General features: G+C 54.3%; 15 protein-coding genes, 1 tRNA gene and 1 pseudogene. 9 read left to right on the top strand and 8 right to left on the bottom strand.

The annotated features are described in order from the left end of the window. Position 1: 1 nt before the first annotated feature. Positions 2–1,837 carry a DUF4332 domain-containing protein gene (locus HOV93_RS19810; RefSeq protein WP_207398277.1) on the bottom strand — a complete coding sequence of 612 codons (1,836 nt, stop codon included), beginning with the start codon at positions 1,835–1,837 and terminating at the stop codon, positions 2–4. Positions 1,838–1,962: 125 nt separating this feature from the next. Then, the gene (locus HOV93_RS19805; RefSeq protein ID WP_207398276.1) at positions 1,963–3,138 is read right to left on the bottom strand and encodes a sulfotransferase family protein; all 1,176 of its coding nucleotides are present in this window, start codon (positions 3,136–3,138) and stop codon (positions 1,963–1,965) included. A 414-nt stretch (positions 3,139–3,552) separates the two neighbouring features. On the opposite strand from HOV93_RS19805, the gene flhA reads away from it, so the two are divergent. The 6 genes and pseudogenes from flhA to HOV93_RS19775 form a co-directional block, all read left to right on the top strand. Next, the gene (flhA, locus tag HOV93_RS19800; protein ID WP_235990703.1) at positions 3,553–5,652 is read left to right on the top strand and encodes a flagellar biosynthesis protein FlhA; all 2,100 of its coding nucleotides are present in this window, start codon (positions 3,553–3,555) and stop codon (positions 5,650–5,652) included. Positions 5,653–5,661: 9 nt separating this feature from the next. Beyond that, positions 5,662–6,807, top strand: a complete 1,146-nt coding sequence (gene flhF / locus HOV93_RS19795) for a flagellar biosynthesis protein FlhF (RefSeq protein ID WP_207398274.1) — start codon at positions 5,662–5,664, stop codon at positions 6,805–6,807. Between the two features lie 88 nt (positions 6,808–6,895). After that, a complete protein-coding gene (locus HOV93_RS19790) occupies positions 6,896–7,717 on the top strand; it encodes a MinD/ParA family ATP-binding protein (RefSeq protein ID WP_207398273.1) in 822 nt (273 codons plus the stop codon). A gap of 180 nt (positions 7,718–7,897) precedes the next feature. Beyond that, entirely contained in the window at positions 7,898–8,161 is a 264-nt protein-coding gene (locus HOV93_RS19785) for a hypothetical protein (protein ID WP_207398272.1), read from the top strand. Positions 8,162–8,356: 195 nt separating this feature from the next. Beyond that, positions 8,357–9,145, top strand: coding sequence for a FliA/WhiG family RNA polymerase sigma factor (locus HOV93_RS19780; RefSeq protein WP_207398271.1), 789 nt, complete (start codon positions 8,357–8,359; stop codon positions 9,143–9,145). 155 nt (positions 9,146–9,300) lie between these two features. After that, positions 9,301–9,603: pseudogene (locus HOV93_RS19775) on the top strand (four helix bundle protein); the annotation flags it as partial. Between the two features lie 24 nt (positions 9,604–9,627). Here HOV93_RS19775 and HOV93_RS19770 read toward each other — a convergent pair. After that, the gene (locus HOV93_RS19770; protein WP_207398270.1) at positions 9,628–10,617 is read right to left on the bottom strand and encodes a succinylglutamate desuccinylase/aspartoacylase family protein; all 990 of its coding nucleotides are present in this window, start codon (positions 10,615–10,617) and stop codon (positions 9,628–9,630) included. A 27-nt stretch (positions 10,618–10,644) separates the two neighbouring features. Then, a complete protein-coding gene (locus HOV93_RS19765; RefSeq protein ID WP_207398269.1) occupies positions 10,645–11,823 on the bottom strand; it encodes a GGDEF domain-containing protein in 1,179 nt (392 codons plus the stop codon). A gap of 303 nt (positions 11,824–12,126) precedes the next feature. Here HOV93_RS19765 and HOV93_RS19760 point away from each other — a divergent pair, with 303 nt between their 5' ends. After that, positions 12,127–13,377, top strand: a complete 1,251-nt coding sequence (locus tag HOV93_RS19760; RefSeq protein WP_207398268.1) for a putative sugar nucleotidyl transferase — start codon at positions 12,127–12,129, stop codon at positions 13,375–13,377. A gap of 9 nt (positions 13,378–13,386) precedes the next feature. Next, positions 13,387–14,283, top strand: coding sequence for a methylenetetrahydrofolate reductase [NAD(P)H] (gene metF, locus HOV93_RS19755; protein WP_207398267.1), 897 nt, complete (start codon positions 13,387–13,389; stop codon positions 14,281–14,283). A 164-nt stretch (positions 14,284–14,447) separates the two neighbouring features. Here metF and HOV93_RS19750 read toward each other — a convergent pair whose 3' ends face one another. Next, positions 14,448–15,692 carry a DUF6268 family outer membrane beta-barrel protein gene (locus tag HOV93_RS19750; RefSeq protein WP_207398266.1) on the bottom strand — a complete coding sequence of 415 codons (1,245 nt, stop codon included), beginning with the start codon at positions 15,690–15,692 and terminating at the stop codon, positions 14,448–14,450. A 359-nt stretch (positions 15,693–16,051) separates the two neighbouring features. Between HOV93_RS19750 and HOV93_RS19745 the strand changes: the two genes are divergently transcribed. Beyond that, a tRNA-Leu gene (locus HOV93_RS19745) sits at positions 16,052–16,135 on the top strand. A gap of 347 nt (positions 16,136–16,482) precedes the next feature. Here HOV93_RS19745 and HOV93_RS19740 read toward each other — a convergent pair. From HOV93_RS19740 to HOV93_RS19730, 3 genes are all read right to left on the bottom strand, one after another. Beyond that, a complete protein-coding gene (locus HOV93_RS19740; protein WP_207398265.1) occupies positions 16,483–18,207 on the bottom strand; it encodes an AAA family ATPase in 1,725 nt (574 codons plus the stop codon). A 237-nt stretch (positions 18,208–18,444) separates the two neighbouring features. Next, entirely contained in the window at positions 18,445–19,026 is a 582-nt protein-coding gene (locus HOV93_RS19735; protein ID WP_207398264.1) for a hypothetical protein, read from the bottom strand. A 256-nt stretch (positions 19,027–19,282) separates the two neighbouring features. Further along, positions 19,283–19,621: a hypothetical protein gene (locus HOV93_RS19730; RefSeq protein WP_207398263.1), complete on the bottom strand. Its 339-nt coding sequence runs from the start codon at positions 19,619–19,621 to the stop codon at positions 19,283–19,285. Positions 19,622–19,861: the final 240 nt, after the last annotated feature.

Genomic DNA, 19,861 nt, shown 5'->3' with positions numbered 1-19,861 from the left:
CCTACGCGGCCTGGGAACGTCGCGCTTGGCGGGCCCAAGCAATCCAATTGGTCACCTCGGCCAAATCTGGCGGGGCACTGCTGCGGATGATCCGCTGGCCATTCGAGGTCTCCGCGAACTCTGTGACTTCCGCATGAACATCTTTCGCGGATGCTTTCGCCACATCCTCAGGCGTTGCAAAGCCACATGCGGTCAGTAGCTGGGCATCGTGCCCTCGAAGCATGGGAATGCGATAAGCCAGTACCGCCTGAGCTTGCCATTCGGCGAACAACTTCGGGGTGATATGTTTGGCCTTGAGCTTCGGGGCCTCTGTGTTGGGGTCGGCCGATATCAGTTGGGCGACCGTCTTGATGCCGACTCCGCCGAGACGCTTGGCCGTTTTATTACCGATCGAGGGCGCATCGACGACCGGGTCTTCCCAGTTCAGATAGAACTTCAGCGGACTGTCTTCAACAGGCTTCTTCTCTTGGATCGCTCGCTCTCGAGGCGATTCTTCGGCAGGCCCATTCTCAACTTTCGACTCCACTTGTGCCTTCGAGGGCATCGCAATCGATGGAGGAAATTCGATCTCGGATGCGCTCGCTTGAGGAGTCGGGTGTGTCAGCTTATCGGGCTTGAACGAAGGGGCATCTTCTTCGTCGCCGACCTCCGTTTCAGAAGCCTTGGGGCGAATGGTCACGCCTTTGATGGGTTGGAATTGTTCGGCTGGCTGCGACTTCTCGGCGATGGGCTTCGGTTTCTCTTGGTCATCCTGGTCATAGGAAGGAATCGGAATTGAAACACGCGGCTTGGGCTTTTCCTTTTCAATCGGGCGAATCGGCTCCGGCTTGATGGTGGTTGTCTTCTGGGTGCTGGTTAGCTTTAGGCTCGAGAGATTCACCTCCGGAAGTTCTGGCACCTCGTATAGAGGACGATCACCTTCCTGAGGCTTACCTGGATTCATGTCGGCTGCCAACTCGTCTCGAACGACACGCACGTCTTCCGGAAGATTGCGTTCGACTTTGCCTGTCTTCTGATACTCGCGAAACATCTGTCGCACAAGCTCTGCTTGCTCGGCGTTTTCCATCCGCTGAGTGACCCACTGCACTGGCATTCCCAGTGTTGCGAAAACGGTCTCGACGACCAAAAGCACGTAAGGAGGTTCGTGAGCCGCTTCATCGAACGCGCGACCTAAGATCTTCGCGAAGCCAGCGATTGCGTGACCGATCATTTCCGACGCGACGTCACGGCAAGCGACGTCGAGCCCTCGCGGCGGATTGCGGCGACCCAGCTTGAAATTGTAGTGGTCGATCAATGTCTGGTAATGGGCGTGCGACTTAGTGGCTCCGTCGCGTACCATTTGTTCAAGCCAGTCCTGGCCGCTGGACATTCGCACCGACGGCAGCCCGCGAAGTTCGGCCGTTGCTCGCAGACGATCGTACGAACAACTGATACTCCATTCGCCCGCGCGATGGATGTTGTTTTCTGCCTCGGAACTTCCGGTGTGAAAGGGCATTAGCGGGTCGGTGTAGTAGTGGCTCAGCACGCCGGCGTTGTAGGCGACCTCTTGCCACTTCTCCGCTCGGATCGCTTCGACCAGTAGGTCGTACCACTTTCTGGCCGTTTTATCGGCTCCACCCCAGAAGTTCTGCGAAGGATGCAGGACGTGATTGCGAAAGTCTCTGAACTTCTTATCGGGATCCTTCGAGCCGCGTAGGTACGGCTCGTAGTGCTTCAGGAAGATATTGCGTCGACGCTCGCTGTTCTCGGCCGGGAGATAATTCAGCGCATCCATTGCCAACTTGTGGTGCGTGCCGCCGGCGTGGGCGGCGTACAGAATGTCGAACAGCAAATGCATCCGGGCTTCCTTTCCCGATCGTATTGTTTCCGTATGAGTGGTCCGCTAAATGATTGGGCCCGCCGCATACGAGCCTTTCGAATTCTAGCGAAAAATAGGTATTCACCCCAAGTCGGATTTGACGCTTATGCTGGGTCCAGCGGGTATCCGTTGGCCTCGAAGTAGCCGTGCCAGCGGCGTTGGATTTCCTGCCGGGTGGCATCGTCCATGGTGTGGCTGTTGCGGCGATAGTCTTTGTTGCGCTCGGCGTAGTCTCGGACGCCTTGTTCGATGCGGTCGTAGCCGTCTAAGTTGATCGAATCGTAGATGCGGCGAACTTCGCCCACCGGGTCGGCGATCAGGTCTTCGTAACGCGTCTGGCAAACCTTTTCTTTGGGAACCGATGCCAGCCCGCGGTCGTAAGCGGCGTACATGCGCTCGAAGCAACCGAAGACGTACTCGCGATAGTCATCCTTCGAGACCTGGAATCCTTGAACTTCGTCCATTGTGTTCCAGAGTCGGATCGTCGACGCGAAGACATCGTACGGATCGCGGGCAATGTGAATAAATTTAGCGTCGGGGTAACGCTCGGCCAGTTCCCCAATGCGACCAGTGTGCGTGGGAGATTTCAGGATCAGCGGCTTCTTTTCCTGGACGGTGACCATCCGCATGAACAGGTCAAGCGTGTCGAGCCACTCTTCTTTCTGCTCCGGCGAGACGGCTGCCAGATCGAGGAAGTCGGGATCAGGCTTGGGGTTGTTGGGGAAGGCCATGCGGACGTAAGGGGACATGCCTCCTAGGCTAAGCACGCCGAATTCGTCTTCCTGCGGCTTCGACCAGCCCATGCCCATGTTGTCCATCGGGCGGCTCTTGGGCATGAAGAAATTGAAGTAATTCTCGATTAGCCGGCCGTAGATCAGGAAAATGTTCGGCGCGAAGCACTGAATGGTGTTCGGCGTGGCATAACGATCGTCGGACGACATTAACTCGTGCAAGAGGGTCGTTCCGCTGCGCCAATGACCGAGAATGAAGATCGGGTTCTCGATTTTCGCTTCTTCGATCTTCTTGCCAAAGAACATGTTCTGCAGTTGGTGGCAGATGCTGTTATTGATCGCGAAGCCAGAGACAGTCGCGGCCAAGCCCAACTTCAGGGGATGCACCTTGAAACCATTCTTTGCTAGCAGACTACCCCACGTGCCGGTCCGCATCCCATGCCAGACACGTGGTGTGTACCAGGGGTAATTGTTGGCTTTGGGCTTCTTCGGTTTCGAGGCTTCCCCCGGTTTCGACTGCGAATCGGTGGCGGGCGATGAGGCATTCAAGTTCGCTCAGATTCCTAAAACGTCTGCATTTGTAAGGTATTGGGTACCGAAGTTTACGCCAAAAACGTGAAATCGACTAGCGAAGGTGCGCCGGTTGTTCCTTTGCCCCAGGGGGAAAGGGTCGTTGAACGGGTACCAGCCTCGCCCCCTCGACCTATCCCCTCTCTCTCAAGTGGCGATGGGATAGGAGAGAACCAGGCTTCGCAGTGGCTAATGACCCTAGCTAGCACCAGACACCTTGTTTAACTCGGCTGGAGGCAACAACTTCCACTCAATCGATCGCTCTGGACACCCCAAAGGGGTTTCAGTAATCTTCCAGCCGCTCGATGTCGGATCGGGCGGGAAAAACCTTTAGACAATTCTGAAAAAAGTTCGCAGATACTCGTGGATTTAAGCCTTAGCAGACTCAGAGATTTGATCCTGCCGATCGGCATTGTCACCAGCGTGCTGGTGATTCTGATGCCGTTACCGGCAGCGTTGATGAATTTGCTGCTGACGGCAAACATCACGGCTGGGGTCATCATTCTGCTGACGACCATCTACGTGAAGACGCCACTCGAGTTCAATATTTTCCCGTCGCTATTGCTCGCGACCACGCTGGCACGGCTTGTGTTAAACGTGGCTACGACGCGACTCATTCTGACCGGGGCGGCATCGGAAGGAATGGACGCGGCCGGCGGTGTGATTCAAAGTTTTGGCGAATTCGTGGCCGGCGACCGCGTCGAAGTCGGGATCATTATCTTTATTATCATCGTGCTCATCCAGTTTCTGGTGATCACTAAGGGTGCCACGCGTATCAGTGAAGTGGCTGCCCGCTTCGCGTTAGATGGGATGCCGGGGCGTCAGATGGCGATCGACGCCGACCTGAATGCTGGTATCATCGACGAGGTTGAAGCCCAGCAGCGACGTGCCGAAATTACCCAGCAAGCCGACTTCTTCGGGGCGATGGACGGTGCTAGTAAGTTTGTACGCGGTGATGCGATCGCAGGTATTATCATCACCCTTATCAATATTGTTGGCGGCTTGATCATCGGCGTTTCCTCTGGACTAGATGTTTTAGAAGCCGCCCAGATTTACACCAAGCTAACCATCGGTGACGGTCTGGTGAGCCAGGTGCCGGCATTTTTGATCTCGCTAGCTGCCGGTTTGTTGGTGACGCGAAGTACCGAAGAATCGAACCTGCCGGTCGAATTCATCAAACAGTTGTTCTCTCGTCCTGAAGCATTGGGCGTGGCTGGCTGCTTTCTAGGGCTGTTGATTTTCTCGGGGCTGCCACCGCTTCCTTTGCTCATTATCGGTGCCGGGTGCATTGGCATCGCGGTGATGACCAAGAAGGGGCAAACCCAAAAGACACAAACCGAAGCCGCCGCGACCGAGAAGAAGCAGCAAGAGGAACAAGAGGCCGCCAAAAAAGACGACCGAATCGAAGACTACCTCACCGTCGACCCCATGGAGATGGAACTGGGCGTTGGGCTCGTGCGTCTGGCGGCACCGAGTCGGGGTGGCGACCTACTGCCGCGTATCACTGGCGTCCGTCAAAACGTGGCCAGCGAAATTGGGGTGATCTTGCCGAAGGTCCGCATTCGCGACAACATGCGTCTGCAAGAGAATCAATACCGCATCAAGATCAGCAACAACGTGGTCGCCGAAAATACGATCTATCCCGAAGGCCTGCTGGCGATTGCCATGAGTGGTGCTAAGGGAGAGTTGCCTGGCGAAAAGACACGTGACCCGGCATTCAACCAGCCGGCCGTGTGGATTGAGCCCGGCATGCGTCCGCAAGCCGAAATGATGGGCTACACGATTGTCGAACCCACCTCCGTCCTGGCAACACATCTACAACGCGTCTCGAAAAAGCACGCCGACGATCTACTTACCCGCGATGCCACGAAGCACCTGCTGGATGAGCTTAAGGAAACATCGCCGGCGGTTGTCGACGAGTTGATTCCAGCGGCAATGAAGATCGGCGACGTTCAAGCGGTGCTTCAACTGTTGCTTCGCGAAGAAGTATCGATCCGACAACTAGCACGTATCTTAGAAACATTGGGCGACCATATCGGCCGCACGAAGGACCCGGTGTGGCTGGCCGAGTTCGTCCGGCACAAGCTGGCACGAACGATCTGTACTAAGTATCGCGACAAAGAAGGCCGCATCTACGTGGTGCCGCTCGACCCGGCCATGCAGGACCGAATTGCCTCGGGAATTGAAATGGAACGCGGGGCGTTTGCCCGGATGAGTCCTCAGGCAATCGAAATGACTTGCCGGTCGATCTCGACCGGTATCGAGAAACTGCGAGGCATTGGCAAGCCGCCGATTGTGTTGGTCAATCCGCAGATTCGACCTGCCGTGAAACAACTCACCAATAACTTCATCCCTGACCTGATCGTGCTGAGTCACAACGAGATTACCAACGACACGATGATCGAATCGATGGGCATCATCAGTGATACCATGCCTGGCAACAATCCGCCTCCGCCAGGGAAGGGTCCGCAGCAACCGCCGCCGAAGAAGTAAGCAACCACCATGAACATTCGCTCGTTCCGCGCCAAATCGATGCACGAAGCGTTAGAGCTAGTTCGCAAAGAACTAGGTCCCGACGCCGCATTGCTTCACACGCGAGAAGTCCCGCAGCGTGGCTTGAAGGGACTATTTGGCGGCAAAGAAATCGAATTGGCCGCTTCGTCGGAAACGAACCTGAAAAGCCGTTTCGAGATCGAAGAGCCGGAACCAGAGACTGAACACGAGCCAGAGTTGGAAGCGGAGCCGGTCCTGCCGGAGCCAGTCGTGGAAATTGCCTCGCCGCCTGAGGATGTCATCGCGAAGGATGACGCGGGTATCGATCTGGAAGCGATGTCTTTCAGTCAAAGCTTCTTTAGCAGCGGCCCCGGTTGGCCCCCCTCGATATTACGCATACGGGAACGACTGGTGGAAGCCGAGGTGCCAGGCTTCCTGGCTGACTCGGTCTGCGAGAAAGTTCTGTCCACACATACCGAAGAGTCGCAGCAAGACGAGGCGGTGCTATTGAATGCAATCCGAGCCGAACTAGCTGCTTCGATCTACGTGGGCCGTGATATCGACGACCCCCGCGATTATCCACGTATCGTCGCGGCGATCGGTCCGACGGGCGTAGGCAAGACAACCACGATCGCCAAGTTGGCGGCACGCGCCAAGTTCGATCATAAGCGACGCGTCGGTCTGGTAACGGTCGATACGTACCGGATCGCGGCGGTCGACCAGCTGCAAACTTACGCCGAGATTATGGATCTTCCGATGAAGATCGTTTCTACTCCGATGGAAGTTCGGAGTGCTATCAACGAGTTGTCTGACTGCGAGCAGATCTTCATTGATACGGCCGGACGAAGCCCGCGTGATGAAGTCCAAGTCCAACAACTCAGATCTTTGATAAAAGCAGCTTCCCCTGATGAGACCTATCTGGTACTTTCCGCCCCCAGCAGCTCGAAGAGCTTGGCCGAGGCGGTGGCAAAGTTCACCACCGTGGCTCCTTCCAGCTGGGTATTAACCAAAATTGATGAGGTTGGCTCGTTGGGTAACACATTGAGTTTTCTGCAAGATCCCCAGCTACCGCTGGCATACGTGACCAACGGTCAGGACGTTCCCCAGGCCATTGCCGCTGCCGAAGCGGAAGACCTGGTTGCTCGCATCCTGTAGAAACCAACCAACCTTAGATAAAGACGCCTTCTAATCCATTATGTCGTTTGAACCTTCTTTTCCCCGCGATCAAGCTACGCTCCTGCGAATGCTTGCCAAGCGCGCCATGATCGGCGGCACGCCAGCGTTCGCGAAAGCGAAGACCTTCGTGCTCTTTGGGGGTAGTTCTGGAGTGGGGACAACGACCGTTTGTCACAACCTGGCTTGTGCGATGGGACTGGCCGGGCATCGTGTTGCCACGATTGACTTGAATCCCAGCAATCCGGGGCTCGCCGAGTTAACCGGTCGCACACCCACGATCGGTATCGACGAACTATTGACCGGACGGCTCGACTTACACGAATACCTGGTCCCAGGCTTAGCAGCGTCGCTGTTGTTGCCAACCGACCAGAGCAGCGCGACCGGTCAGTGGCCGGTGGCCGAGGTCGACCGCTTTATCGAACAACTCATGGGACTGGGACGTCATGCCGACATCGTATTGATTGATGCCGGCAATGAACTGACTCCCCTGGCCAGCGAACTGTGGCGAATGGCCCAGCTATTTCTGGTTGTGCTTAATCCCACGGCAGACGCCATCACGGCGGGCTACGAACGTATACGATCGCTGCATGGTTTTTCGCCAAGAAAAGTTGCGCATGTGATTATGAATCGCGCCTCGAGTGATTCGGGGCATCTAGAATTGGTCGCCGGTATGGATTCGACCGCCGGTAAGTTCTTAAATCTGGCGATTGAATCGGCAGGGCACGTCGAGATGGCTTCCGAGATCGGAGCTGCATTCCACGCTGCCGAGCCGTTTATTCAACGCTACGCCGATCATGCGGCGTGCAAGTCGATCCAGCGGATTGCTGATCGTCTGGTGCAGATGTCGTTAAGTCTTTCTCAGTCACCTGCTTCAAGAAAGGCCATTTAACGATGATGCTATCGTTGCAATCACTTCAGAACTGGCGACAAGTTTTTCAAGCAAAACAAATGATATCCGTAAAATTACTTCAATTCTCGTTTTCAGAGCGTCGATTCAACGAGGTAGCGTCACATGCGCATGTGACGAATGAGGTTTGCGGATCGATACAACTCAACCAACTTGGAATCGATGGGACGCGACTACGCGGGAATCTTGGCTATGACAGCAATGGTCACCGTGACTACACGGGGACTATTAATGTCTGGCGGGATCGAGTCGATTCTGTTCGCGGCGATCGGAGCAATGTTTCTGTTCGCAGCAATTGGTTGGTTGATAGGAAATGCTGCCGCTCGCATTGTGGACGAATCGGTGCGGCAGCGAATCAATGCGGAATTGGAAGCGATGGAACAAGGCGGCCAGCTCGCCGACTCCCAAACTTCCAAAACCGCTTAACCCGCGGCATAGGCCGACAAAGATATTCCTCCCCGGGAATCTCCGAGTCCCTAACGCGAGATTGGATCACCTGATCGATTCCCTTTCCGAAGTGGCATTTTGCCAACAACGGGGAAGTGGCCTGAAGGATTCAGGCCCGTCGATTTCATAAGAAAATGCGTGTTAGCTCAAGATGGGCGATTCACGGAGGAACGCATGGCAACGACGACCGCGACCAGGGAAGACGTGTCTCATTTGTGGGAAGCCTACAAAGAAGACTCGTCGCGGAAAGAACTACGAAACCAACTTATTGAACGCTATTTGCCGCTTGTGAAATACAACGGCGAACGGATCTGGGCTCGGCTGCCAGAAGGGGTCGAACTCGACGACCTGATCTCGGCAGGCGTCTTTGGCTTGATGGACGCAATCGATGCGTTCGACATGAGCCGAGGCGTGAAGTTCGAAACGTATTGCGTCCCGCGTATTCGCGGTGCAATGCTCGACGAACTTCGAACCATGGACTGGGTTCCGCGTCTAGTACGCTCGAAAGCGAGCAAGCTAAACGAAGCGACCAAGCAATTGGAAGCCAAGTTCGGACGGCATCCCACCCACCAAGAGCTGGCCGAGCATATGCAGCTGCCGCTCAAAGAACTTGAAAAGATGGTCTCCGACGCCAACGCCGTCGGGCTCATCAGCCTCAATAAAAAGTGGTACGAAACGGACAGCTACAAAGATGTCCGTGAGATCGATATTCTGGAAGATAAGAAGGGGGAAGACCCCACGCGTCGCATTCAAAAGAATGACCTGATGCGTCTGGTGACCAAGGGGCTCAATCGCAACGAGCGTCTGATCATCATTCTTTACTACTACGAAGAGCTGACCATGAAAGAAATCGGTGCCACGCTCGATCTGAGCGAAAGCCGAGTCAGCCAAATGCACAGTAGCATCGTCTCGCGACTGCAAAGTCAGCTCGGACGCCGAAAGCCAGAATTCGGGACCGTATAACGTTCCCCCGAAAATTTAAAACAAAAAACGACCCATCTTTGGATGGGTCGTTTTTTGTTGTTAGTGGGGAAGTTTTTAGTGTTCAGTTTTCAGTAAAGAGGGGAAACGGCGTGTACCGTTCATTTGAGGATCTCGAAGTCTAGAAACGCGCGTGCAAACTCGCCGTAGATGTCTATGAGATACTTCGAGATAGCCGCGATTACGCGTTAAAAGACCAGATGCAGCGATCTGCTATTTCAATCGCCTCTAACATTGCCGAGGGGGCAGAACGCGGAGGAAAGGATTTTAAACGCTTCCTTCGTATTGCCCGTGGTTCAAGTGCCGAGCTTCGCACTCAATGTTATATCGCAGCAAGAATTGGAACGATCGACACGGAACAAATGCAGCATCTGGTCGAAGAACTTAAGCAAATTGCCAAAATGCTAACCGGCCTCGCCCACTCTCTTCCTGAAAACTGAAAACTGAAAACTGAAAACTACCTCCTACCCCCCAATCTTCCCCACGTGCACCAATCCATCTCCTTGATGCGCGATTGGGTTGTGCGAGAGGCCGATGATGATGCCGTTGTAGGGGGACTTCAAGTATTTTGGCTCGGTGCCGAAGACATCGGCGATAAGGCCGATTTCCTGGCCCGCTTCGACTTCGTCGCCCAGTTCGATCAGCAGCCGCACGATACCGCTCCGTCGGGCCCGGACCCAGGTCGACTCGCGGATCATCTTGGGTGTTCGTTTGGGAAGTTTGACCGGCGTCTTCAGCATCTTCAGATGAGAGAGAACTCGCATCACGCCGTTGACACCGACCCGAATCGAGTCGTGATTGAAGCGGTTCGGTTCGCCTGCTTCGTAGAGGAGAACCTTGATACCTTTGGCGCTCGCGGCGGCTCGTAACGAACCGTCGCGGAGGTCCGAGTGCACAACCGCTGGCGGGCCAAATGCCAAGGCACATTCGTAGGTCTCTTGGTCGTCCATGTCGCCGCGGATTTGCGGAAGATTCGTACGGAGATTAGATCCGGTGTGCAGGTCGATGCCGTACTGACAACGCTCTACCACCTCGGTCATCATCAACTTGGCCAGTCGCGAAGCGAGCGAACCACTCTTCGAGCCTGGGAACGAACGGTTCAAGTCGCGTCGGTCAGGCAGGTAACGGCTTTGATTGATCACGCCGAAACCATTGACCATCGGGACCACGATCAAGGTTCCCATCAACTTGCTCGGCTTGAGCTTCTCTAGCAGCAACCTCGCAATTTCGACACCGTTGAGTTCGTCGCCATGCACCGCAGCGGAAACCCAAGCGGTGGGGCCTTCGACCGGGCCATGCAAGACTTCGATCGGAAGGGTGATATAGGTGCCGGTGGGAAGCTTGGCCACCGGGATTTCTAGACGGAGTCGATTGCCTGGGCCGACGTACTGTCCATCGATGACAAACGAGCGACTCGGTTGGTGGCTTGGTTCTTTGGGGTGTCGCGCGTCCATACGTCGAAAGATCCTTCTCTTATTTCTTTATGGCAAGATACTTTGAGAGATCTGAAACAGTCGGTTTTTGAGTTCATTCGCCGCCGAATCAAGTTCATTGATTGGAATTTGGGCTGTCGGTTCGTCCTCGTTTTCCGGCGAAGATGGATGCTCGTCGCTTGGCGGTTCGGCTTGCGAGATGGGCGGCGACGAATTGTCTTCAATCGGAATCAGCGACTCGCCGTTGTTCAGGAAGCCGCAATTCCGGCCGGCCGTCTTTGCTGCGTACAGTGCTTCGTCGGCCCCTTTGGTCAGCGTTTCGAGTCCATCGGCATAGACAACCGGCATGACTCCACAACTGAGCGTGATGTCGATCGTCGTCTCGTCATATTTGACCGGCAACGTACGCACGATATTAAGGACCTTTTTAGAGACCGTGGAGACAGACGCCCAATCGGACTCAGGAATCAGGATGGCTAACTCTTCTCCACCAATCCGAGCCAGGTAGTCGGTCTTTCGCATCACACTGGTCAGCCGAGCCGCAACCTCACGCAGAACCAGGTCGCCCGCATCGTGCCCATAGGTATCGTTAACCCGTTTGAAATGATCGATGTCGAGAATCAAAAGGCTGAACGGTTGTTCTTTGCGATCCCATAACGCCCAGCGTCGTTCGCGTTCTTCCTCGAATGCGCGGCGGTTGAGCAACTGCGTCAAGACATCGGTCCGTGCTTCGGACAGGGTATCTTCCAATGCTTGGGATTGTGTTTTGAGCGTTGCTTCTGCCGATTCCAGGCGCTGCTTGAGTTTCTGATTGGCTGCGGTAATCTGGGCGATCAACTCAACGGCCTTCGCCGAGGGGCCATCATCTGTCGTTGCTGTGTCGCTGTCAGGATGAGCCAGTTTTTGCTCTAGGTGCTCTAGCAATTCGATATGTTTGTTCAGGTCGCCGGTAAAGTGGCTGGTGAATTGAATCATGCCGGCCAATTGATTGCGATAAACGGTCGACTCTCCCTCTGGATCGGCATCAGAAGCTGCCTCAACCGCTGGGGCTTGCTGCGGCTGAGTGTATCGGGCCCACAACTTCCCCAGCCAGAAACCGATCGTGATCCCCACGGCGAGCGTTACCACGCCGAAAATGTCGCCCAGAACGAAAGTAAAAAGCTCTGCCATAGTTCGGTCAAACAAAAAGATGCAGGGGAAACGCCGAGAACCTAAAAGCTGGTTCATGCTGCGCGATTCTACCCAGTGGATGCCAAAACCGCTGGGAAATCATAGGTTACAGCTTGCTTCATGAGACACGGCAACAGTGTTTCCTGGGGAATCGCAGTATTAAAAGTTCAGGTACAACGGTGTTTCATTAAATTGTAAGCAAAGATTACAAAAATATCGGGTGCGAAATCGTTCATGGCACCCATTAGGCAGCAGACGTGTTGCCTGAAAGACGATTTAACCACATTGTGGTGTTAAAGTCGTTATTACCGGTACCTTTTGAGTTGTCCGGCAGGAAGCCGGGCAGGACATCGCCAAGGCATGAATTGCATCCTTTTTGAAGACCGCTCGGTAGCCAAACTCTACCCGATCGTGCTCGCGCGACCGGCCTATGGAATTACGTGCGGTGGTTTTCGCCTGGCCGAACTCGTCGCCGAAAAATTCAACTCATGCCGCGGGGTCGTGCGGTACCATATCGCCGCCTTGCAGGCCCACTACTACCCACAACTTCACGAAACGCCTCTTGTAGAAGGGCAACCCACCCTGCTGCTGTGCGCTAGTTTGGTTCCGCGGATTCAGACGCTCGAAAAGTTGACCCGCTGGGTAGAGTCTCAGAAGCCTGGGATTGTGCTGCACAACGGCCGTGTCATCGCCGCTGTGTTGCCTCCGGGGCATCGAATCCCGAACAGCAACAGCACCTACGAAGAGTTTCTCGCGTTTGTCGAGGCATTATCCCCCACGGCAGAGCTTCCGCAGCGTGACGAAACGTTCGACCTGTTCGAGTTCGCCCACGATGTGGTCCATTTTAACGAAGAAATCATTCACGAAAATTTAGAGTATCGCCTGAAGACCGGTGATTACCGCGAAATCCAAACAGGCTTTTATGCCGCCGGCGAGATTAGCCTGGCCGAGAACGTTTCGGTCGATGCGTCGAAAGGCCCTATCGTGGTAGAAGAAGGGGTCAGTATCGGTCCTTTTTGCTTTTTACGGGGGCCTGCCTATCTGGGCCGCAACGTTAAGGTCATCGAGCATTCGGCCATTAAAGATGCCGTTTCGCTAGGTCACACGACCAAAATTGGCGGAGAAGTAGAAGCAACCGTGATAGAGCCGTTTTCTAACAAGCAGCACCACGGTTTCCTAGGACATAGTTATTTGGGAAGCTGGATAAACCTGGGTGCCGGCACCTCGAATAGCGACCTGAAGAATACCTACGGAACCGTCAACATGGACTATCCGTTTGGCCGCGTCGCCACGAAAATGCAATTCGTGGGATCGATTTTTGGGGACTACTCAAAGACGGCCATCAATACGGGTATATTTACGGGAAAGACCATCGGCGTGTGCAGCATGTTGTACGGATTCGTCACGACCAACGTGCCGAGCTTCGTGAATTATGCCCGCCTGTTTGGTCAGGTTACGGAACTTCCGCCTGAGGTGATGATTTCGACTCAACAAAGAATGTTCCAGCGGCGTAACGTAACCCAGACGCCATGCGACATCCAACTAATACACGATATGTACCTGCTCACTCAAGAAGAACGTCAACTGACGGGTGAGCCCCTCGTTTTTTAGAACTGCCCCATGCTTTCCGAATTTTACAAGCCCGGCGAACTGCCGATCTCGTTCGAGTTGTATCCTCCCAAGACCGACAAGGGAGTCCGGTCGCTCATGCTGCAAGTCGAGCGGCTGATGAAGCACAAGCCGTCGTACATTACTTGTACCTACGGAGCCGGTGGCTCGACGCGCGGGAAAACCCTCGAGATCGTCGAGAAGGTCAAAACCTTGTTCCAGGTGCCGGTCGCGGCTCACCTGACGGTGGTGGGCTCGAGCGTGGCCGACCTGCGTAGCTTCCTGGCCGAAGCCGAACGACGCGGCGTCGATTACATCGTGGCCCTGCGAGGGGACCCGCCGCAAGGGGAAACCAAATTCAAGCCCAATCCCAAGGGGCTTCGATACGCCAACGAACTGGTCGAACTGATCAACGACGAGTTCAACGACCTCGGCGTTCTGGTTGCCGGCTATCCGGAAACGCACCAGGAAGCGCCCAGTCCCGATGTCGACATGGAGAACCTCAAGCGAAAGGTCGACGCCGGAGCCCAGGTCATCGTCTCGCAAATGTTCTTTCGCAACAGCGACTTCTACAGTTGGCGCGAACGCTGCGAGAAGGCCGGCATCAAGATTCCTATCGTGCCAGGCATCTTCCCGATCAACAGCCTCGCCCAGATCTCGAAGATCGCCAAAATGTGCGGCGCCGGCATTCCCAAGAAGCTGTACGAAAAGCTGAACCAGAAACCAGACGATCCCGACTGGCATAAACGTGTCGGCACGGCCTACGCATCGCAGCAAGTGAACGACCTGGTCGACAACAACGTCCCTGGCTTTCACTTCTATGTGCTGAATCAAGCCGACGCAACAGGCCAAATTCTAACCTCCATGCGAGAGCACATGGCCAAGAAGAAAACCGGCTCGCCCGCTTAGTAACGCACTAACCGCAAGCAACGCCCCGGGGTAGCTCAGAGATTCATCTTTGGGTCGGCAGCGGCTAATGCCACAGCGTAACCGCAGCGATCAGGCATCCATCCTGATTCCAGTCGGGAGAATGCGGCCACCTGTCCATTCCTCTCAGGCAGATCCCCAACCGTTTAAAACACTAGGCGGAAATCGAGCCCGAGAAACGCCCCCGGTTCGACCTCAATCTCATCGTGAAGGGTCGAACCTTGGTTTTCCCCTTCGCCGTAGCGTCGATCGAACGCATAGCCTGCGCTCAGGTCGAGGGCTCCGTGATCGCCGACGTCCCAGCGAATGCCTGTCACCAGCCGCTGCTGGATCGCAAAGAAACGGTCTTCCTTATTCACCCGATCACTTAAAAAGTACGAATCGGCCAGCGAGCGATAGCCGCCGTATGCGTGCCAATCGTCGGAGAGATCGTACGTCAGCATCACGCTTCCGTTGGTCAGCGGAACGTAAGCGGCCTTCAACGTCCAGTTCTCCCGCGGTCGCCACGTCATCGAAAGCGGGATGCCCAGGTTCATCTGGAACGTCTCTGACTTATTCCATTCATAAGCGATAATCGGGACCGGAAAGTTCAGCGAGCCCGAAGGCGAATACATCACGCCGAACATCCACGCATCGCGTTCATTGCGGGCCGGCCTTCGCAGAAACGAGATCAGGTTCAAGTTGATTTCGTCGACGCTATGAAAAGGTTGATCGCTCGCCGAGCCCACGCTGGTGATAATGCCCAACGTCGAGCCGCTCTCGAATTGACGAATGTAAGTCAGCCCAAACTTGATGTTCCACAGGTCTTCCGGAAAAGCCCGGCCTGTATCAGGCAGCACGGCATCGGTGAACGTGTGCATGTTCTCGACACCCACCGTCAGCACGGCCATGCCCAGGTCGCCGCGATAAACAGGCAGGCCTGCCGAGGCCTTTTGGCTGACCAGTTGAAAGTCGACGTCTTGCCCTTTGACCGGCTGCACCGGGAACCACTCGACGCCATAGCCAGGCCCGCCTGATCCACCGAACGGACCTCCACTGCCGGCCGCCCGTTTCGGACGTTTGTCCGCGACCGGCGGCACTTCGGTCAGCGTCACATCGTTAATCACTTCTTCCGCCGGAGAGTCAGCCCAAGGGGGCGGTACCGTCCAATCGACCTGGCCCAGCTGCGGCTCGCCATAGGCCGGATCGGCCGGCGGGGCAGGCAAGGGGGACGTGTACCGGCTCGGCTCATATACAGAGGGCGTATACGGGCTCGGCGCGGTTTGGCTGGGTTCGTATTGACGGGGTTGATACTGACTGGGCTCGTACTGGCTAGGCGCGTACGGCGACTGGCCCAGCGATCTTCCGCTAAGCACCAGCGTCAGCAGTAGCAAAACCCACGTCGGTCGCATTGTTTCCGCCCAGTTCCTGTCTGGCCTGAACCCCTGAGTTGGCCGAAATAGAGCCCCGTCTCAGGCCGGCCAAAAAGGGAAGGGAACGTATAGATGAATCCCCAAACCAAGTCAACGCAAAGCCTATCCAGCGGCCATTTTCAGGCAATTTGCCTCAAGCGAGGGAACTTAGGCCGAAAATGCGTGTCCCAGAGGGGTATCCAGGCCGAGATCTGCTCAGGAATCGCCCACCCCGTCATTGCCGCGGTGGCCCTTTCCGGCTAAAATTCGACCTTTCCACAGCTGCGGCAAACCTTAATATGCCGCCGGATGTCGTGCTGCTCCCCGGATCAGCTCTTTTGCCAAGGCATCCCGATTGTGCCAGAGTGGCGGAATTGGCAGACGCGCTGGATTCAAAATCCAGTTCCCTTATGGGAGTGGGGGTTCGATTCCCCCCTCTGGTACTTTTTCTTTTTTTAGCTGTTATCGAGTTTAGATAGCTCGATTCCCTGAGATTCTCAACGGCTGAATCACTCGCGACCTCTCCAACCTTTTTAATCCATCAATGTGTGGCACTGCCGCCCTCGGCAGTGTGAAGCGGCGAACTGGCTGGTGAGACGTTTTTACGTGGGCCTATCGTATTAGTCGGCATACCGGAGGTTAAGAACGTCAACTTGTGTGGGTGCCGGTAGCCCTTAGTCCCGAGTGTACTCATTTTTCACACTGCCGAGGGCCGCAGCTGTATACTTCTGAGAAATGTTGATTTGTAGTGCATTACGACCGATTTGGATTTGATAGAAAACACTATTGGTCAGTTTTCCCGGACGTTATTCCACACACGGATTCTGTCACAAATCTTCATAACTTGCTGGTCGAGATCGTGGATAACCCAATTGTGTTCATTGATTAGAGTTGTCACCTTCTCTGCAAGCAATGGTTTCTTCTTGCGGTACCTTTCACCAACTCCTTCAGCAACACACTCAATTTTAGTGAAAGCATCATCGTACAGACCGACTTGGGGTTCGACTGTCAATTCGAGGGCGTTTTGAAAAATCAAAGCGGGCACATAGTTTTCTACCTCTTTTCCTTTTGTTATCCACACTTCGCCTCCCATTTCGTTCACCTCTTGCTCAATCCGTCGCTTAGTTAGATTAATTGGAGTTTGCTGAGCGCGTTTGTCACTATCGATGATGATACACGCTTTACGGTTTAGCCGTAAAATCTTGACTCCTTCATCGTCCAATTCATCTGGATCACTTCCATTGAGATGTGCCAGTAGGCGTCCGCCGTAGAATACGCATTGATAGTGAATTCCTTCCTCAAGTTCACCGTTCGATGCGATTTCAATCCATCGATTGACATAAATGCGATCGGAAGGACCTTCAACCCAAATAACACAATTAGCCTGAAGGATGTCACTCGCTCGGATGTCTAAGTCATCTAGAACGCCATTGTGATGAATATAGGTTGTGAGAGTTCTTGCTTTGGCATTGTCGCCATCGTGCGTGACATGAAGTATTTGAGCCTCTGAGTCTCTTCGGAACATGTCAATTGCAACATGGGAATGAGTTGTTAAAAAAAATGTTCCGCCGTGGTTTCTCGCTATCCGACTGAGATATTTCAGCAACCGTCGCAACAACGCGGGATGAAGGTTGTTTTCAAGTTCCTCGAATCCGAAGAGGTGTCCTGACAGATCACCATCACCGTCACCATGTGTAAGCACTATCGTATGGACTAAGACAAGAATGATGCTCTGAAGTCCATGTCCAGATTGGGAAAGTCGGATTCGCCCCTTAGATACTTCGTTGAGGAAGACTTCCCATTTTTTAGAGTCCTCATCTTGTCGGACGACAATTTCGGAAAACTCTGCGTCAGGCTGTACTATTTCATTTAATTGATTTAGGAGTGTTTTCTGAATCAATTCTGGTGGTAGATGATCTTTTGTCAGGTATCTCTGAATCGCAGTCGTTGCACCGGTGCCGTCACCTATGACGTCTAACGGACGATCTTCCTCTGGTTTAAGACTGCGGTCAGGATGAAGTCGGTGGAAGCGAAGGCCTAAAAATGGATTCGTTATACAAAGACCAACACGGTTCAGGCAATCTGCTATTCCATTTCCAAGGAGATTACGACTCCACTCTTCGGTTTTCTCCACGGTCTGGCAAGTTAGACCTCGCGGGGAGAATTTTAGAATTGCATTTAGGTCATGAAGCCTTTGGGAAAAGTGTTGCAAATTACGAAAGTTCACATATGCTCCACCCCGCTCAGTTTCTTTGAATTGTCTGGCCAGTAGATCTGGTGTAAGGCGAACACCTAAATAAACGCATGGGTCTTTGTTGTTGTTCCTTCTTAAGATTGAGGGGCACTCATATCTATCATTTGTAAGAGAAGGAATGATATCAAGTAGGGTAGACTTGCCTGCGTTATTTCTGCCAATGATAATGTTTATAGGCTTTATTGATTCAAAGCCTTCAGATCCAACCCCGAAGCATTTCAGGTTTTCAAGTTTTAGTGAGTATCGTGAGAAATCGGTCATTGTAAGTTCTCCATTTATTACACCATGGAGATTAAGCATTGACCATTGACTGTACAATACCTACAAACAAATGGCTGAGCAGCACTGTCGACAAGAAAAACTCTAGCAATTCCCCGCTTCGCACTGGCGAGACGCTCAGGGGCACACCTTAAGAGGCTTGACTCTGTAGCTGCGTTTCCAGCCGGGCTCAGGCGATTGCTTCGATGGATCGCAGCTGTTTTCTTTTTATAGCTGGCGTTAACTTACAACTTCAATAGCCGTCGGTAGATCAACCAGCCGGGCTTTTTGGCATAGCGGGTAGTCGGCGAGAAATCCGCTTAGTGCTTGGCGCATTTCGGTGTGGGACGAGCCGTAGAGGTAGAGGGCCGTTTCGGTGGGGCCTTCCCAGTAGCTTTGATACGAACCGAAACCTTCTAGCAGCTCGTCGATGGTGGCGACGATGTGATTGACATCGCACTCGGCGTATACCTCGTCCGGAAGATCGGTGCCGTTGAGATAGATGGCCAGGCCGACCGTTTTGCCAAACGCAATGGTATGCGCATTTTCCGAGCGATCGGTGTACCTCAGGTGCGAGCCTTGGGGGGCTCCTGCTTGGGTCAGGGTGTCAACGATCAGAGGGATGGCCGGTTCAGCTTCGTGAATGTCGAGATCGATGCAGCAGAACTCGATCTCGTTTCCGCCCGGCAGAAGCTGCGAGCCTCCGCCGACAATGTCGTAAAGCTCGCGCCCAGCAAGGGCATCGAGCAGAGGGTCTTCGTAACGATCGCGATCAAGGGGCTGGATGCGCGCGTTCAACGTTACCGTGGCTTCGATCGGCATAGTCGTTCCTGGCTGGGGTGGAGGTTCCGTAACTCCGATACTAAAACAACTATATTATGAAAATCCCCAAGAGGTGGCGGAAAAGACTTCCTTCTTATGGCACGTGTTCAGGCCTTAGATAGAGTTGCCGCAGGCCAGACTGGTTAATCGCAGTCGGTCGCGTGACACGGGCACACCGGAAGAAACTTGAAGGACGGGGTGCGCTTTTTGTGTGCCACCCCGTCGGTCTGCTTGGTAGGCAAGCCTTCACCCGCCCTCATCCAGAAACCCGTACGAAGCTTCCTTTCAGGTAGTGCTCGTCCGAGAAGTAAATTTCACGCACCTGTCGGGTTGATTCGACGATCTCGAAGACCAGGCGGCGTTTGCCTCGGTCTACTCGGCCTTGGCCGACATCCCCTTCGATGTAGACGCAGCCTTGGTCGAGTTTGGGTAACGGCTGTCCGGTCAGACGTTTGTTGTCCTTGATGTTGCCGAACGTCTTTCCCCGCCCACTGCTGACCAGGTTTTTCAGTTGCACAATCCCCATCTGCACGTCGGCCGGCAATTGGCTACGACGGGCCACCGGGACTTGCGACTTGGCAATCATTCCGCTCATCGTTCATCTCCCCCCTTGGTGCGTGAGTTTCAGGCCACAGAAAACCGGTTGCCCGCCAGGCTGGCTGCGGCCGAGATTCGGAATATACCGGTAGGGTAAGCACGCGTCTAGTAAAAGCTGCCTCGTGGGCTGACAGGGCCAATTCTTGGGGACGAGTTTCAAGCCTTGCATTGAGTTGTTGTGGGTCATCCTGTTTAATGGCAGACGAGGTTTAATCAACGAGAAGTAGCCTGACAGGCC

Origin of the sequence: Bremerella alba, from assembly GCF_013618625.1 — a bacterium.
In the GTDB taxonomy this organism is placed as follows: domain Bacteria; phylum Planctomycetota; class Planctomycetia; order Pirellulales; family Pirellulaceae; genus Bremerella; species Bremerella alba.
This window is presented reverse-complemented; position numbering and strand designations above follow the sequence as displayed.

What these genes read in the sequence shown, in the direction of transcription:
- HOV93_RS19770 (WP_207398270.1), bottom strand. Translation starts at nt 10,617, where the DNA reads ATGGACGCGCGACACCCCAAAGAACCAAGCCACCAACCGAGTCGCTCG.
- flhF (WP_207398274.1), top strand. Translation starts at nt 5,662, where the DNA reads ATGAACATTCGCTCGTTCCGCGCCAAATCGATGCACGAAGCGTTAGAG.
- metF (WP_207398267.1), top strand. Translation starts at nt 13,387, where the DNA reads ATGCTTTCCGAATTTTACAAGCCCGGCGAACTGCCGATCTCGTTCGAG.
- HOV93_RS19790 (WP_207398273.1), top strand. Translation starts at nt 6,896, where the DNA reads ATGCTTGCCAAGCGCGCCATGATCGGCGGCACGCCAGCGTTCGCGAAA.
- HOV93_RS19750 (WP_207398266.1), bottom strand. Translation starts at nt 15,692, where the DNA reads ATGCGACCGACGTGGGTTTTGCTACTGCTGACGCTGGTGCTTAGCGGA.
- HOV93_RS19765 (WP_207398269.1), bottom strand. Translation starts at nt 11,823, where the DNA reads ATGAACCAGCTTTTAGGTTCTCGGCGTTTCCCCTGCATCTTTTTGTTT.
- HOV93_RS19730 (WP_207398263.1), bottom strand. Translation starts at nt 19,621, where the DNA reads ATGAGCGGAATGATTGCCAAGTCGCAAGTCCCGGTGGCCCGTCGTAGC.
- HOV93_RS19740 (WP_207398265.1), bottom strand. Translation starts at nt 18,207, where the DNA reads ATGACCGATTTCTCACGATACTCACTAAAACTTGAAAACCTGAAATGC.
- HOV93_RS19780 (WP_207398271.1), top strand. Translation starts at nt 8,357, where the DNA reads ATGGCAACGACGACCGCGACCAGGGAAGACGTGTCTCATTTGTGGGAA.
- HOV93_RS19760 (WP_207398268.1), top strand. Translation starts at nt 12,127, where the DNA reads ATGAATTGCATCCTTTTTGAAGACCGCTCGGTAGCCAAACTCTACCCG.
- HOV93_RS19810 (WP_207398277.1), bottom strand. Translation starts at nt 1,837, where the DNA reads ATGCATTTGCTGTTCGACATTCTGTACGCCGCCCACGCCGGCGGCACG.
- HOV93_RS19735 (WP_207398264.1), bottom strand. Translation starts at nt 19,026, where the DNA reads ATGCCGATCGAAGCCACGGTAACGTTGAACGCGCGCATCCAGCCCCTT.
- HOV93_RS19785 (WP_207398272.1), top strand. Translation starts at nt 7,898, where the DNA reads ATGGGACGCGACTACGCGGGAATCTTGGCTATGACAGCAATGGTCACC.